The 15,290-nt window shown below is 58.0% G+C and carries 11 protein-coding genes and 1 pseudogene; 5 read left to right on the top strand and 7 right to left on the bottom strand.

Annotation, left to right across the window (positions count from 1 at the left end; all coding sequences use genetic code 11):
• Positions 1–5: 5 nt before the first annotated feature.
• From U5A82_RS15775 to U5A82_RS15760, 4 genes are all read left to right on the top strand, one after another.
• A complete protein-coding gene (locus U5A82_RS15775; protein ID WP_326291777.1) occupies positions 6–1,175 on the top strand; it encodes an acetyl-CoA acetyltransferase in 1,170 nt (389 codons plus the stop codon).
• On the top strand, positions 1,172–2,800 hold the full coding sequence (locus U5A82_RS15770; protein ID WP_326291776.1) for a class I adenylate-forming enzyme family protein: 1,629 nt from the start codon (positions 1,172–1,174) through the stop codon (positions 2,798–2,800). Before U5A82_RS15775 ends, U5A82_RS15770 begins: the two co-directional genes overlap by 4 nt.
• 256 nt (positions 2,801–3,056) lie before the next feature.
• Positions 3,057–3,206, top strand: a complete 150-nt coding sequence (locus U5A82_RS15765) for a thioredoxin domain-containing protein (protein ID WP_326291775.1) — start codon at positions 3,057–3,059, stop codon at positions 3,204–3,206.
• 30 nt (positions 3,207–3,236) lie between these two features.
• Positions 3,237–3,443: a glutathione S-transferase family protein gene (locus tag U5A82_RS15760; protein WP_326291774.1), complete on the top strand. Its 207-nt coding sequence runs from the start codon at positions 3,237–3,239 to the stop codon at positions 3,441–3,443.
• A 332-nt stretch (positions 3,444–3,775) separates the two neighbouring features.
• On the opposite strand, the gene tnpC is transcribed toward U5A82_RS15760, so the two are convergent.
• The 3 genes from tnpC to tnpA form a co-directional block, all read right to left on the bottom strand.
• Positions 3,776–5,302, bottom strand: a complete 1,527-nt coding sequence (gene tnpC, locus U5A82_RS15755) for an IS66 family transposase (protein WP_326288792.1) — start codon at positions 5,300–5,302, stop codon at positions 3,776–3,778.
• Between the two features lie 154 nt (positions 5,303–5,456).
• Positions 5,457–5,810 carry an IS66 family insertion sequence element accessory protein TnpB gene (tnpB, locus tag U5A82_RS15750; protein WP_278391367.1) on the bottom strand — a complete coding sequence of 118 codons (354 nt, stop codon included), beginning with the start codon at positions 5,808–5,810 and terminating at the stop codon, positions 5,457–5,459.
• The gene (tnpA, locus tag U5A82_RS15745; RefSeq protein ID WP_326291773.1) at positions 5,807–6,268 is read right to left on the bottom strand and encodes an IS66-like element accessory protein TnpA; all 462 of its coding nucleotides are present in this window, start codon (positions 6,266–6,268) and stop codon (positions 5,807–5,809) included. Before tnpA ends, tnpB begins: the two co-directional genes overlap by 4 nt.
• A gap of 1,261 nt (positions 6,269–7,529) precedes the next feature.
• Between tnpA and U5A82_RS15740 the strand changes: the two are divergent.
• Positions 7,530–7,697: pseudogene (locus tag U5A82_RS15740) on the top strand (helix-turn-helix domain-containing protein); the annotation flags it as partial.
• A gap of 201 nt (positions 7,698–7,898) precedes the next feature.
• Here the strand turns inward: U5A82_RS15740 and U5A82_RS15735 are convergent.
• The 4 genes from U5A82_RS15735 to U5A82_RS15720 form a co-directional block, all read right to left on the bottom strand.
• The gene (locus U5A82_RS15735) at positions 7,899–10,100 is read right to left on the bottom strand and encodes a TonB-dependent receptor (protein ID WP_326291771.1); all 2,202 of its coding nucleotides are present in this window, start codon (positions 10,098–10,100) and stop codon (positions 7,899–7,901) included.
• Between the two features lie 210 nt (positions 10,101–10,310).
• Positions 10,311–11,135, bottom strand: coding sequence for a sialate O-acetylesterase (locus tag U5A82_RS15730; RefSeq protein ID WP_326291770.1), 825 nt, complete (start codon positions 11,133–11,135; stop codon positions 10,311–10,313).
• 20 nt (positions 11,136–11,155) lie between these two features.
• Positions 11,156–11,911 carry a FadR/GntR family transcriptional regulator gene (locus U5A82_RS15725; RefSeq protein WP_326291769.1) on the bottom strand — a complete coding sequence of 252 codons (756 nt, stop codon included), beginning with the start codon at positions 11,909–11,911 and terminating at the stop codon, positions 11,156–11,158.
• Between the two features lie 81 nt (positions 11,912–11,992).
• Positions 11,993–15,016, bottom strand: a complete 3,024-nt coding sequence (locus U5A82_RS15720) for a glycoside hydrolase family 2 protein (RefSeq protein WP_326292964.1) — start codon at positions 15,014–15,016, stop codon at positions 11,993–11,995.
• Positions 15,017–15,290 lie beyond the last annotated feature (274 nt).

Below are 15,290 nucleotides of genomic sequence, written 5' to 3'. Positions count from 1 at the left end.
TAATCATGACAGCATCCATCATCGGATGGGGGCACACCCCCTTCGGTAAGCTTGCAGGTGATACGCTTGAGACATTGATCGTTGCCGCCGCCAATGAGGCGCTCGACCATGCCGGCGTGGATCCCGCCGACATCGACGCGATCTTCGTGGGACATTTCAACAGTGGCTTCTCGCGCCAAAGCTTGACTGCCGGCCTCGTGCTGCAGGCTTCTCCGGCCTTCCGTTTCAAGCCTGCGACCCGGACTGAAAACGCGTGCGCCTCCGGTTCGGCAGCAGTCCATCAAGGGCTCACTTCAATCCTGGCGGGCCGCGCTCGAAATGTGCTGGTCGTCGGGGTCGAGAAGATGACCGACACGATCGGCGACGCAGTCGGCAATAATCTGCTCGGCGCATCCTTTATCCCGGAAGAGGGCGAAGTGTCGGGTGGTTTCGCGGGCCTCTTCGGGAAAATCGCAACAGCCTATTATGACCGACATGGTGACCAATCCGATGCGCTGGCGATGATTGCGGCCAAGAATCACCGCAATGGCGTGCGCAACCCCTGGGCGCAGCTACGCAAGGACCTTGGCTATGATTTCTGCCGTCAGGAAAGTGACCGTAACCCCATTGTTGCGGGTCCATTGAAGCGCACCGACTGTTCCCCCGTGTCCGATGGCGCTGCAGCACTCGTTCTCGCAAGCGACGATGTCGCCCGATCGGCGCGGCGCGCGGTGGCATTTCGCGCTGCCTCGCATGTGCAGGACTACCTCCCGATGTCGCGTCGGAATGCAATTCAGTTCGAGGGTTGCAGCAAGGCATGGGCAAAAGCGTTTGACGACGCGGGCCTCACGCTGGACGATTTGAGCCTGGTCGAGACGCATGACTGTTTCACCATCGCAGAACTCATCGAATATGAGGCGATGGGTCTGACGCCGGAAGGGCAGGGCAGCAGAGCCATACGCGAAGGCTGGACGGAAATCGGCGGCCGATTGCCGGTCAATGCATCGGGCGGGCTTAAGGCAAAGGGTCATCCGATTGGCGCCACCGGTGTGTCGATGCATGTCCTTTCGGCGATGCAACTGTGCCATGCCGCACCCGAGGGCATGCAGATCGATGGCGCCGAGCTTGCGGGCGTTTTCAACATGGGCGGGACGGCCGTCGCCAATTATGTCAGTATCCTGGAGCGGACACGGTGAATCCATTGGTTGCGCCCGGCGCTTTCGACAGCCAACCCGATCATGCCAACGGTCTGGCCCTATTTCGTTCGGCGGTGGCGGCCGGGCCAGAACGGCCCTTCGTGCACTATTTTGACACTACGCTGAGCTATGGTGAGGTCGATGCCCTTAGCCACGGATTGGCGACGTCCCTCGCCGGCGCTGGGTTTGTCAAGGGTGACCGGCTCGCCTGCTTCATGCAGAATATTCCGCAATTTCTTATCGTGTTGTTCGCGACATGGAAGCGCGGAGGCATCTTTGTGCCGATTAACCCGATGAACAGGGCGCGCGAGCTCGCCTTCGTCCTGAATGATGCCGAGCCCAAAGTATTGGTGCTTGAGAATGAACTCTTTGAACTCGCCTACACTAAGCTTGAGGATGACGTCCATCGGCCCGCAACGATCCTGTCCACCAGCGGGTGGGAGTTTCAGCAGAGGCCGGATGAAAGGCTGTTTGCCGGAACGAAGCCCGCAACACCGGACGGTGCGTCGGATCTCCTCGCTTTTGCCCAGGCCGGCATGGGCATCGTTACCGACCCGGCGATCATCGAGCCAGATGACATTGCCATGCTCGTTTACACATCAGGGACCAGCGGCGTACCGAAGGCTGCGATCAACCTTCACAAAGGCGTGGCTTGGGGAGCCCAATTGTCCCGCGGTTCACAGGATCTGCCTGACGGCGTTGTGACTTTGGCTATCGCGCCGCTATTTCACATCGCTGGTATAGTGATGGCTGGCGGCAGCACGATCCATGCCATGGGCTCGCTCATCTTGTGCTACCGGTTCGATCCGGCAATCGTCATCGAGGCTATTGCGCGGCATAAGCCACAAACGACTTCTGGATCGGTAACGGTCTATATCGCCTTGATGAACGCCCCAGGTGCCACACGTGAGATTTTGGGAAGCATCGTTAAGCCTTTTAGCGGCGGTGCGCCCGTACCTGTGGCTGTGGTCGAGCAATATCGCGCCTTCACCGGCAACCTGCTTCGCGCCGCCTACGGTCTGACCGAGACGACCGGGGGCGCGTTCATGGAGCCGACAGACGGGTCCAGTCGGATAGACCCGGAGACTGTAACGCTATCAGTCGGCAAGCCGGTCGCAACATTCTCCGTTCGGATCGTCGACGATCACGGGAAAGAGCTCCCTGCAGGAGAAGCTGGCGAGATTGTCCTTAGCGGACCCGCTGTGTCGCCTGGCTATTGGCGTAATCCCGTTGCCACCGCAGAAGCTATGCACCCGGACGGGTTTCGTACGGGCGACATAGGTTTTCTGGATGAGGACGGGTGGCTGTTCATCATCGACCGAAAGAAGGACATGATAATCGCCGGCGGTTACAAGGTGTGGCCGCGGGAAGTGGAAGACGTCATTTATACCCATCACAGCGTAAAGGAGGTTGGCGTAATAGGTGTCGCGGATGCCTATCGCGGTGAAACAGTGAGAGCAATTGTTTCGCTGAAGCCGGGAATGAAGCTGTCTGAGGCGGATTTGATAGATTATTGCAAGCAGCGTATGGCTGCTTACAAATATCCTCGCTCTGTGAAGATCATTGATGATCTTCCGAAAAGTCCGGCCGGAAAGATACTTCGTCGAAATCTGCAAGAATATTGAAGAATAATTTATAATAATGGGCTGAATGATGGTTGCTTAATAAGCAAAATCCTAGGTCCATTCGCGCTTTCAGAAGCATTATTAGTGCGGCATCAGCAATAATGATATTCATCTGTTTTTGATGATGTCAGGTTTGTAAAGGATCAGGATCAACTGATTGTGTCTTGCGGCGAGCTACCAGCGCAAACTGCCGCTGCCGGCCTTTCGAGGAGTTTGTTACATTCAATCCTTAGTCGCGTAAGGAAATGGCCGAAGCATGATTACCATATGGGGCGGACAGACCTCGCGATCGATTCGGGTCGTTTGGTTGTTGGAAGAGATGGGCCTTCCCTATGCCTTGCGGCAAGTGGACATGATGACATCCGAGCAAAATCTCGAGTTTCTGGCGGTCAACCCTGCTGACTGAATCCCGGCGATTCAGGATAGCGACGTCGTTATGGTCGAATCGATCGCCATCATGGAGTATCTGATGGCCCGCTATGGACCGACTCAGCTGGCGCCAGCGCCGCACGATCCGGACCTCGCCGCCTATCAGCAGTTTCTCCACCTGGGCGAGGCCGGGCTCGCGACCCTGATGATGCTCGTCGTTGTCAGCCGATTTATCGCGCCCGAAGCCGAGCGAGAGAATTGGGGCGTAACCTAGTGCTTGCGGTCGCTCTAGAAACGTTTAAAGCTTGTCAGACAGCCCTATCTCGCGGGCGAGGCATTCACTGCTGCCGACATCTCGGCGACCTACGCCCTGAACCTAGGCCAACGCAATTGCATTATCCTTGGTGAAGTAGAACAAGCCTATCTCGCTCGTACCACAGGGCGCGACGCCTTTAGGCGCGCCATGGCGCGTTCGCACGACGGGGTAATGGCCTAAGTCCCGGACCATCCCAACGAGTTGAAGGTGGACGGCAGAATGCAACGTCAGGACGGTAAGCGGTAAAAATCCCCCACGTGGCCTTGGGAGCGGTGCTGTCATCTGAGTGATCAGGCGGCGCTTGCGATGCTGCTTAGTTCGAACGAAGCTTGGGCGGCGTTGGCATCGAGCCAGTTGTACGGCAACAGATCGTCGATGGGATCGGTGTCTGCGCGGGTGATGATCCGGGCCAGGACATCGCAGAGATAGGCGTAGGGATTGACGTCCAGCATCTTGCAGGTTTCGACCAGCGAGGAGATCGCTGCCCAGTTTTCGGCGCCGAGTTGGTGGCCGGTGAAGAGTGCATTTTTTCTTTGGAGAGTCACCGGCCTGACGGCCCGTTCGGCGGCGTTGTTGTCGATCTCGATCCTGCCGTCGTCGAGGAACCGGGTAAAGCCCGCCCAGCGCTTGAGCGCATATTTCATCGCATCGCTCGTTGCCGATCCAGCCATCATGCGCGGTGCGGTGGCGGCGAACCAGGCATGGAGCTTGTCGACCAGTGGACGGGTTCGCTCCTGCCTGACGGCAAGGCGTTCCTCGGCCGCGCGCCCCCGGATTTCCTTCTCGATGCGATAGATTTCGGCAATGCGCTGCAAGGCGTCCTGCGCGACCGGGGCATCGCTGCCTGCATCGACGAAGCCGCGTCGCAGGTGAGCCCAACAAAAGGACTTCGTGACGCCGGCGTCGGCGCTATCATCCTTGCCGAACTGGTCATAAGCCTGCCAGGCATCGACCTGTAGGATGCCCTGGTATGACCCTAGCAACTGCCTGGCCCACATTTTTCCGCGTCCCGGCATATAGGTATAGAGCGCCAGAGGCGGATCGACGCCGCCATGAGCGCGATCGTCGCACACTATGACCCACATGTAGCCGGTTTTCGTCTTGCCCGTTCCCGGTGCCAGCACCTTGACCGTAGTTTCGTCGACGAACAGACGGGCACGGGCAAGCGCATCGGCGCGCATCCTGTCGGTGATCGGCATCAGCGCAGCGATGCCGCGACCAACCCAGTTCGCCAGAGTGGCGCGGCTGATCTCGATGCCTTGCCGGGCGAAGATCTTCGACTGACGGTAAAGCGGCAAGTGGTCGCAATATTTGTTGATCAGAACATCGGCGATCAGCGCTTCGGTCGGCAAGCCGCCCGGCACGACATGTGCCGGTGCCAACGCCTGGCGAACGCCGTCGCTACAGCAGCGGCAGGCATAGCGGGGTCGGATCGTCACCATCACACGATGCTGGGCCGGGATGATGTCGAGCCTTTCGGACCGGTCCTCACCGATCTTGTGTAGCGCCCCGCCACAGGCACATTCCAGGCTTTCGGGCTCGATCACTGTCTCGAAGCGCGGCAGATGCGCTGGCAGTGATGCGCGCTCGGCATCCGGAGCCCGTCGACGACGCGGCCTGAGGCCATAACGTTCGGCCTCCTCGGCGGTCTTGTCCTGCAAGCCATCGGCTTCGCCAAGGGCGACGCCCTGGTCTTCCAGCGTCAATGCCAGTTGATCGACCGGGAGCTTTTCCGAACGCTTGCCGAAGGTCGAGCGGTTGATCAGCTTGAGGATATGTTCAAGCCGCGCCGCGCGAGCGCGCTCGGCCAGCACCATCGCCTTGAGCTGCTCCACATTATCGGGAAGCTCGTCATATCCAGCCTCCGGGCTGGTCTCGAGAGGGGGTTCAGGATGCGCCGCCACGCCCGTATTCTAGCCGGTTTCGCACGGCTGGGAACACCCCTGCGCCAGACAGAATCAGGCGTGCGATCTACTGTGCATGAAGTGGTTTTGGCACGCGCGGCACATGCATGCGCGACCAGTCCAGCCCCTCGAACAACGCCGAAGCCTGGGCCGCCGACAGCTTCATCACGCCGTCTCCCGGTCGGGGCCAGCGGAACTTCCCATCCTGCAACCGCTTCGTCACGAGTACGAGCCCGGTGCCATCCCATAGCAGGAGTTTTATCCTGTCTGCCCGGCGTGCCCGGAAGACAAAAAGCATGCCTGAGAATGGGTCGAGCCGCAGTTCCTGCTGCACCAGTGAGGCGAGGCCTACCATGCCCTTCCTGAAGTCCACGGGCTGGGTTGCAACCAGCACCTTCAACGGCCCGGGCGGGATGATCACGTGGTCACCCGCGCGGCCAGGAGCACCCGCTCGATATGGTCGGCATCGACGTGCGACGGGATGCGGATCGACAGCCCGCGGGTCTCGATGACGATCTCACCGCCACTCCTCAGGCTCGCGGGCAACGATGACACTGAGGGCGCCGGTGGCCCGGAAGATGGCGGCGGTACGGGAGGTGCAGCCGGGTCTTCGATCACCGCGGGAACAAAGGCCATCCCCTCGGCCCGCTCTCGGAAACGCCCTCGCCAGTTATAAAGCTGTTGCGGGAGCATGCCATGACGCCGCGCCACCTCAGACACATTCGCTCCCTGCTTGAAGCTCTCCTCAATGATCCGCGCCTTCGCCGCCGGAGTCCATCCACGGTTGCCATTCGACAAGGGAATGACATCAAGACGCTCGGCCTTGCCTGCCCTCTCAGCCCTTTCAGTTTCGAAACCCGTTTCGAAATCACCACTCATCGCAACCTCGCAAATGCAAGGCGCACTAATTACCAAATCGCCAAATCATGAAAATGTGGGGGATTTTTACCGCTTACTCAGGACGGGTCGGCTGGAGACCGGCAACTGCATTACGCCCGGATGGCGGCTCCTGTCAGATCCGGACGTTCGCGCCAAGAGGGGCAAACGCCGCAATTTGGTCGGCAGCCGACAGCGAATGAGTGTCTGTTATCCTCGCAACCCGACTCCGAACCGGACGGTCACCTACCGGCCAAAATTTGATGACATATGCCAATGCGCTAGCCGTCGATAACGAAGTCGATCGATAACGGAAAAGCTCCGCCAGTGCACGGACACTGACGGTACTGAAAAAGTAACCGGACGGACGGGAGGGGAGCAAGATTGTCGCATCCGGTATGGATTGAACGGGTCACCCACTCCGCAGCGAATGTCAGGCCTGACGCTGCCGCGCATAGAAAAGTGTCGGCAGCTTGCGGGCTGTGCCATAAATGCGAGCCGATTTAAACGTTTACGGCATAAAGCGGGAATACGGGTGTCGACTGCGGCTCCAATGCGAGGGCGACAGATCAGCGCCGACAAAAAGCTGCGATGGGATTGAGGATCCCATATTCGTGGATGCTGGCCTCGAGACTGCGCTTTTTGCCGGAGGGATGCGTGCGTAGCTTGCGCGCAGCAGCCTTCAGCTCGCCAACCGCGACCTCTTCCTATCGGTCGATAGCCATCGCTCTGTTGGATTTATACTTCTTAACCGCCATTCGCACGATAACGCCTCCATCAAAGGCCTCATCGCGTTACGCGCACGACGGGGCATGTTGAATTACATTTTGCCTCGTCTTCTAGCGATCATGGCGGCGCGAACCGCATGGTCAATCGAATATATAGATGAAATAGGAAGTAAAGGAAAGCAGAAATTTAACGATAAAACTCGTGACATGCTCTAATTTACTTTCTTTTATGTCATTGCGGTTCCATTTTAGTTTACTTTTGCAGTGAATTTCAGTGGGTCAAGGACGGCCAACAAGGGCCGTTTTTGAAATCTGCTGACGGCCTGCTGTTTCCCTGCTCCTTCCCTGCCAATCCAAGCAGGGAAAGCTGCTATGTAACTCTAGGAATTACGACATTCTGAAAGGCTTTTGATCGCGCAAAAAAGCCAGTCTCAATTTTTAGATGGTTTGCAGGGAAAATCGCCGAAGCGAAACGGCGCCGATAGAGACAGGTTCGCCCAGGACTGCGTCCTCAGCCAAACATTCCGACTACTGCCATGTCAAATTACCGCCAGCTTTCGCTTGAGGAACGGCAATCGATCCGGCAAATCGCTGCAACTCAGGATCGCCAGCCGTCGACCATCGCGCGCGCGTTGAAGCGCAATGCGGGCGCAAAGGTCGGCTATCAGCCCACCTACGCGCAAGCCCAGGCGCAGGCACGCCGTTAGACAGGCGGCAGGCTCGAACGTGACGAAATTACGACCGGGGCAGGTAACGATAACCTTGGCATCAATTATTTTTAGGTATTTGATCGATCCTGTAGAGGGTCTTTGGGGTAGCGATCTGAATGGATAAGATCGCTACTCCAAATCTTGTTTACCGCGATGTCTCGACCAGCGATCGATACTGATCGCTTGAAAATCACTTTAGAAGTCGGCAGACAGGCGCAATCCGCCGTAGCGTTTGAAATCGCGGCCGGGCAGGAAGTCTATCGCCGCCTGATTGCCGAAATTGCTATACTGATTTCCGATATTCACCGGATAATGTTTGTCGAACAGGTTGTTGACGAAAGCGCGGACCGTGACGTTCCCTGCGCGTATGCCAGCCGTGATGTTCGTCACCCCATAGGCGCCGATGATTGTGGACGGATCGGTAGAGGCCGTCTTGCTTTGCCAGGTGTAGTTGCCGCCGATCAGTCCCTCGACCCCGCCAACGGGGAAGGCATAATCCCAACTCACATTCGCTTTCCATTTCGGAACCGACAGCGATGCGCCGGACAAGTCCTGGCGGCCAGGCGTGCCCGTGCAACCCTGCGCCGCAGTCTGGCCGGGGTAGCAGGCGGCCGTCGGGAAATCGACAAACGTCGCGTCGGTATAAGCCAGCCCGCCCGCCAGCGACAGGCCGTCCACAGGGCGAGCTGCCAGATCGACTTCCACGCCCTTCGTGCGCGATTTGCCCACATTCGTCAGGCGGAAAGTCGGGATGCCTTGGATGTCCTCAATGCTCTGCGTCTGCAGGTCGCGATAGTCGACATGGAATGCGGTTAGGTTAAACGTCACCCTGCGATCGAAGAACTGGGCGCGCAGGCCAGCCTCGAACGCGTCCGACTTTTCCGGCATCAACGGGCCAAGGCTGGCTCTGAGTGCATTGAAGCCGGTGGTAAGGTCATAAGCCTGCCCCTTATGTCCCCGCGCATAAGAGCCGAAGATCATGATGTCGTTGTCGAATTCATGCTTCAGCCCGGCGCGATATGTCATGACATTGTCGGTCGCTCCGCCCGAAAAACGCGATATCGGATTGGTGCGAAGATCATTGAACGTATAGCCAATCTTCTCACGTTGCCCTCGAACGCCAACCGTCAGCGTGGTGCCTTCGGCAAATTCCCAATCTCCCTGGCCAAATGCGGCCCATTGCCGCGATTCACTGGTCGCGTTCCATTCGGCGAGTGAGAAGGCCGGCCCACGCTTATATCCCCGCGTAAGGTCGGTGTCGGCATAGAACAGGCCGAGGGTATACATGAAGGGCTGATTGCCAGGAGACACCAAGCGCAGTTCCTGCGTGAAAGCCTTACCACCAAAGGTGCCGTCCGCGAAATTGGAGATGATGGGCGAAATCGTACGATCTGAATCGATATGGTCCTTGGAATCATAGTCATCATGCGCCGTGATCGACATCAGGGTCAGATCATTGGGCAAGGTCCAGCTGACGCGAAGGGACTTGGCGAAATCCGTCGAGTTGAAGAAGGGTTGCTCATTGAGCGCCACCTGAAGATTATTCGGCCCCGGCGTGATGCCCGGCATGATGACCGCTGGCGTCTGGCTGGTATTGCCGCGCAGCCGCGCGTTGGGCGACAAGGTGCGGTATACATAGGTTGGATCGGAATCGACCTTCATATAGCTTAAATTGACATCGACGGCCAGGTCGGGCGTCGGCTTCCAGACCAGCTTGCTGCGGACGACGATATTTTCAGATCCGTTTACGGTATCGCCGGTAAAGATATTTTTCACATTGCCATCGAAATAGCGGTACGATCCGCCAAAGCTGACCCCCAGCGTATCCGTGACGGGTCCGGATGCAGACATTTCCAGACGTTGCTCGTCATCCGTTGTCGCTGTCAACGCGAAGCGGGCGGCAAATTTGTCACCTGGAGACTTGGTTACGATATTGATCAGACCTGCGGAGGCATTCTTGCCATAGAGAGTGCTTTGCGGACCGCGCAGGACTTCGATGCGTTCCACATCCGACAGGTCGGCAAATGCGCGCGCCTGAAATGCGACCGGCACATCGTCGATCTGGATCGCAACGGCAAACTCGACGCCGGGGCTGAAGGCGAATGTGCCGATACCGCGAATCTGGATCGATGCATTCTGTGCCGCGTCGCTAGGACGGATTGTGAGCGAAGGCGCGACCTTCGTCAGTTCGCTGAAATCCCGGACGCTGGCATTTTCAAGCTGCTGCGCACCCACCACGGTCACAGCCAAAGGGACATCTTGAACATTTTCCGCGCGCTTCTGCGCGGTCACGACAATGTCTGATACCGCTGCATCCTGTGCGCGAGCTGGAAGCGCGCCAATGCCGCACAAAGTGGTTCCAAAAAGCAATACTGCTCTTACGCGTGAAACGGACATCATCCTCTCCCTGATATGATCTCACTGACCATTTTCAGCGTCTGCCTCATTATTGGTCAGGCAGATTTGTAACGCGAAAATTGTGCTCTGCATATAGGGATTGTGTCCCATAATATGGAGTTTTAATTGTGTGATTTTTGGCGGCCCTCTATGATGTGGCCTATCAACTGCGTTGCACGTACAATGCCGGTGATTATGCGAATACCAGCCTTAATCGCATCCTTGAGACAAAAGCCGCATCATGGCAGCGGCCAACGCAGGTCCCAATTGGCGATGCGCATTGGTCGTGAGGTGCAGATCGTCCGAATTACGGGACAATCCCTGGGAAGACACAACCGCTGTACATCGCAGGTGAAAGGCATGTTGCGCGCGCTGCATGGCAGTCCAGGCGGGAAAAGGTCCTGCCGGAGCGGACTGGGCAGGCTCGTCAGCCAGCGCGACGAACACGATCGGCAGTCGTGGTGACCGAAGGTCTCGCCTTATTGCCTTTATCATAGCCTTAAATCGGCCAGACCATTTGTGCGCCTCTGTGCTATCGCGCGCATCTGTTTCTCCCTGATACCAGAGCATCCCACTAACAGTGGCGTTCGATAGGCGCGCGCGCGAAAGACATGATCCATAAAGCGTTTTTCGTGCACTGTCGGGTTTCCAGGCTTTCATCGCCGATCCGCCTTTCGCGCACGGTACAAGGGCGACATGTCTGCCAGTCCTGCCCAGAAATTCCCTGGCGAAGAAAAGACCGGGCCCCACCGCAGCCAGCCTGTCAGCGGAAACCACGTCGACCTGCCCGATCGCGCTGTCCAATGGGTCTGCCGCCTCTCGCCAGCGATCATCATTGCCCAAAAGACGAATGCGAGGATCTGAAACCCTTTCTTCAACGGTCAGCGCATCCATGTCCCCGCGCCCTGACATGTTGGATTGCCCGGCCAAAAGGAATGTCGCGGGCGGAACGACAGGCAGTTGCGCGTTTGCACCCCCGACAGAGATGAAAAGGTATGACAGGATGCCAATCGCATAGGGGCGGATGCCGGGCACGCTACAGAATGCCAGCTATATCAGGACCAGGCCTGGGCGTATCGATTGCGCTTGGCCTCAATGGCCTGGCGCGCTTGCTGGACGGCGCGTTCCTCCACTGCGAAAAGCAGGCTGTCCAGCACGGACGACAGATGTTTGCGCATCGCATCACGGGCCGCAGACGAATCTTTGCTCCGCAGCGCGTCCAGAATAGCCCTGTGATCGTCAACGATCGGCTTCACATTGGCGCTGAGCGCCTTGGCATGTAGCAAAGATGCTTCCGGAGACGTGTCCCGCAGTCGCCATAGCTGATCGACCGCCTCGAATATTGCCTGGTTCCGCGTTGCGCGCGCTATGGCGAGATGGAAAGCGCGATCGGCATCGACCGTATCGAACGATCGGTTATTCTCCTGCTCGATGTCCTTCACCAGCATTTCAAGCTCGGCAAGTTCCTCTTCCACGATTTGTGACGCTGCTAGGGCTGCCGCTTCTCCTTCGAACAGCAATCTGGCTTCCGTCAGTTCAAATGCCGAGATGTGGAAACCTGGCTGGTCCTCGTGTCGGGGGACACGCACGACATAGGCCCCTGATCCCACGCGCACTTCGACGAAACCCTGTACTTCAAGGGCGATCATGGCTTCGCGTACGGTCGGGCGGCTGACGTTGAACCGGGCCGCCAATTCCCGCTCTGCGGGCAGGCGGTCGCCCACCGCAAATGCACCCTTGGACAATAGCTGCAAAAGCGATCGCGCCAGTTCCTGATAAAGCCGTTCGGGGCCATCCTGCAGGGCGGTCATATCAACTCCTAGCTGGCTCACGCATAAACGGTGTCAGAGCGCTCCGCCACCGTCAATGCTGCGTGGTTGTGCCAGACGATGTCACGGCCTGGCAGGAGAAGGCCCGTGAAATTCCGCCTCGACAATGGCCAGATGCCAGCCCGGTGGTACGGCGTCGGCCCCTGTGTCTCCCGATGCCTTGGCGTTGTTAAGTTCGACGACTTTGCCAAAAGCATCCCTGTCCTCGACCCTGCCGGTCTGGCGAATACGCAATGCGGTGCCGGTGGCAGCGGGGAAGTGCAGCGTCGTATAGCCAAGTTGACGATCTGTGACGCCCTTCCAGACCGTCTTTCCATCTAACGTCACCTCCAACGGATAAGAGCGTGATCGCCACCCCACCAGCTTCAGGTCGATTTCGCTCAACGTCACGAGGTCGGAAAAGCGATATTCGATCCAGGCGTGGGCAGGCTCGCCGTCGCTCGACCATCGCGACATTTCATTGTCATCCACGCTGAAATTAGCCCGCTGCTGATCAGAGCCGACAATGATCGCAACGGGCATATGGGTAGAACGATGAACGACATAGGTCGGTGCGTCCGGCGTTGGACCCCGCGACAATTGAACTTTCTGGAAATTCTCCGGGAAATCGGTGGACAGCCCGGCCACCGACTTGCCGGGACGAACGCCGACCAATGACATGCGAATGGGCGCCAGGCCCTCTGCCTTGGCGGTCAGGCTGATAGTTCCGGCCTTCGTCCCCGCGCGCAGCAGCACTCGGTTGATGCCAGCTTCCAGCGGTAATCTGGTGGACAGGATATAATTATCCTCTTCCCGCGCCGTACCGGCATAGGATGTCGTGCCATCGGCGACATGCTGTGTCAACGCCACCGGCGGTCCGGACGATTCCCCGGCACGCGCCTTGCCCGATGAGTTGCCCTGCGCAATGCCGCCGCGCCACTGGGCAGGCCCCTCCAGCGCAAATTGCACCAGACGGTTGTCGATCGGCACACGGCGTCCTGCCTTGTCGACGGCTTCGACATCGACCAGTGCGATATCCGCGCCATCCATCACGAAACCGCGCGGCGACACATGCGGTGTCAGGCGCAACGCAACCGCCGGACCAGCCGTTTCCAGCCGATTTTCCGATGTGCGTCCGTCGGCATGGGTGGCGACGGCACGCAACGTGCCTGGCGCCCATGCGACATCCTTCCATTTGAACAGGAATGTGTCGCTGCGCTCGCCTTTCCCAAGTGATGCGCCGTTCAGAAACAATTCCACTGAATCGCCATTGGATACGACCTGCACATCCTTGCGTGTGCCCGGTGCGTAATTCCAGTGACCGATGATATGCGATGCGGGAGTGATGCTATCGACCCAATCGCTCCACATCACCTTGTGCGCGAAATATCCCTGCTTTGGCAGGCGGACGGCGTCGACTTCGCCCGATCGCCGATAATTATTATCGCCCCGAAAATGCGTGTTGGAATCGCTGAAGATGATGTTGACGCCGCCGGAACTGACACGCGTGCCGGTCCCGGGGCGCATGCGATAATAATCGTTCCAGCGCCGCACATCTTCGACCGCATGACTGTCCTGATTGCGATTATAGTCGGGCGCATCTTTGTGGAAGGGCGGCGTAAAGGCGTCCTGATACAGCCGTGCGCCTTCGTCACGCGAATATTCCATCGACCAGACGGGCTTGGTCGCGCTCTTGTTGATATAAAGCATTTCGCCGCCATATTCCGCGAGCTTGCTGTCCAGCATCTCGCGAGATCCGATCGCGCGTCCGCCATGCGGATCATATTGATCCCTGATAGCCTTGAGTTCCGCCATATGCGGCTCGCTGATATTCTCGTTCCCGCCTTCATAGAACAGGATCGACGGGTTGTTACGGTTATAGATGATCGCGTCGCGCATCAATTCCTTGCGCTGGTCCCATCGGCGGCCGGTCGTGTCGCTCTCGGCGTCGCCAGCCGGCATCGCCTGCAACAACCCCACCCGGTCAGCGGATTCGATATCTTGTTTCGACGGGGTGATATGCATCCAGCGAACCAGATTGCCACCGCTTTCCACCATCAGCCCGTTGGAAAAATCGCTGATCCATGGCGGTATCGATACGCCTACCGCAGGCCATTCGTTCGATGTCCGCTGCGCATAGCCGTGCATCTGGATAACGCGGCCGTTAAGTTCGACCATGCCCTTGTCGAAGCGGGTCTGGCGAAAACCTGTTCTGGTATCGACGCTGTCGATGGCACGGCCATTTTCCATCAGACTGGTGGTTACCGTGTAGAGATAGCCATAGCCCCAACTCCAATAATGCAGATCGCCCACCTTGGCCGCGGCGGACAGCGTAGCCGTTTCTCCGGGCGCGACCGTCGCTGCAGGGCTGTCAAAACGCGCTACCTTCTTGCCCGACGGATCGCGGATTTCCACGCGGCTGAACAAACTGCGCGCTGTGCCGCTCTCATTACGTAGCTGCGTTTCGGCATGGATAGTCGCACTGCGCGCGGCAAGGTCGAATCCATCGGCCCAGATATACTGCCCGGTCGTGCCGAGACCGGAATAGAGCGGCAGCGTCTGATATACCTGACCCGTCAAATGCAACCGCACATTTTTTGTGATGCCGCCATAATTGACGTTGAAATTGTCATTGTTCCACTGGAAGCCGCTACCGCCTGCGCGTTCCTTATATTTCCAGTCATTATCGACTCGCACGGCGATGACATTGTCGCCTGTCTGTAGCGCAGCCCCGATGTCCGCGCCAAAGGCCATCGCGCCATTTTCCGAAAGGGCGACCGAACGGCCATTAACCCAAACTTCTGCAGCCTGCCGGACCCCTTCAAATTCAAGGAAGGCTTTTTGCGCATCGGCGCCACGCGGCAGTCTGAAATGCTTGCGATACCATATGATCGAGGTTGAGAGCGCCTTGATGTCGCGCGCGAAAGCCTCCGTTTCGTTGAATGCGTTTGGAAGGGTAACGGCTTGCCATCTGCTGTCATCAAAGCTTGTGGCCTGTGCGCCAGCTTCATCGCGAGATATGCTCAACCATTGGGAATTCAGGTTGAAAGTACGGCGGGGAGACGACACTATTTGGGAAGCGTCGTGCGCGTTGGCGATGAACGGCATCGAAATCGCGATCGCTATGGGCAGGACCATAGCGGACTTCATGACCATGTTCAGTCGGCGTTGGCCCTTTGGCGTCACCATCGCTACTCTCCCGGTATAATTGGTCAGGCAGGTTTGGCGCGCGCAGCATTTTTGTCAACCGACAACCGATATATAGTCCATGATTTCACATTGCGGAACATCTCCTGACAGAGAGACGCAAATCTGCTTTGCGTTCCCAAAAAATACCTCTTCTCGGCGTCTTTTGTGCGTTCATCCGACAGGATGGAACCGC

The organism is Sphingobium sp. CR2-8 (assembly GCF_035818615.1).
GTDB lineage: Bacteria > Pseudomonadota > Alphaproteobacteria > Sphingomonadales > Sphingomonadaceae > Sphingobium.
This window is presented reverse-complemented; position numbering and strand designations above follow the sequence as displayed.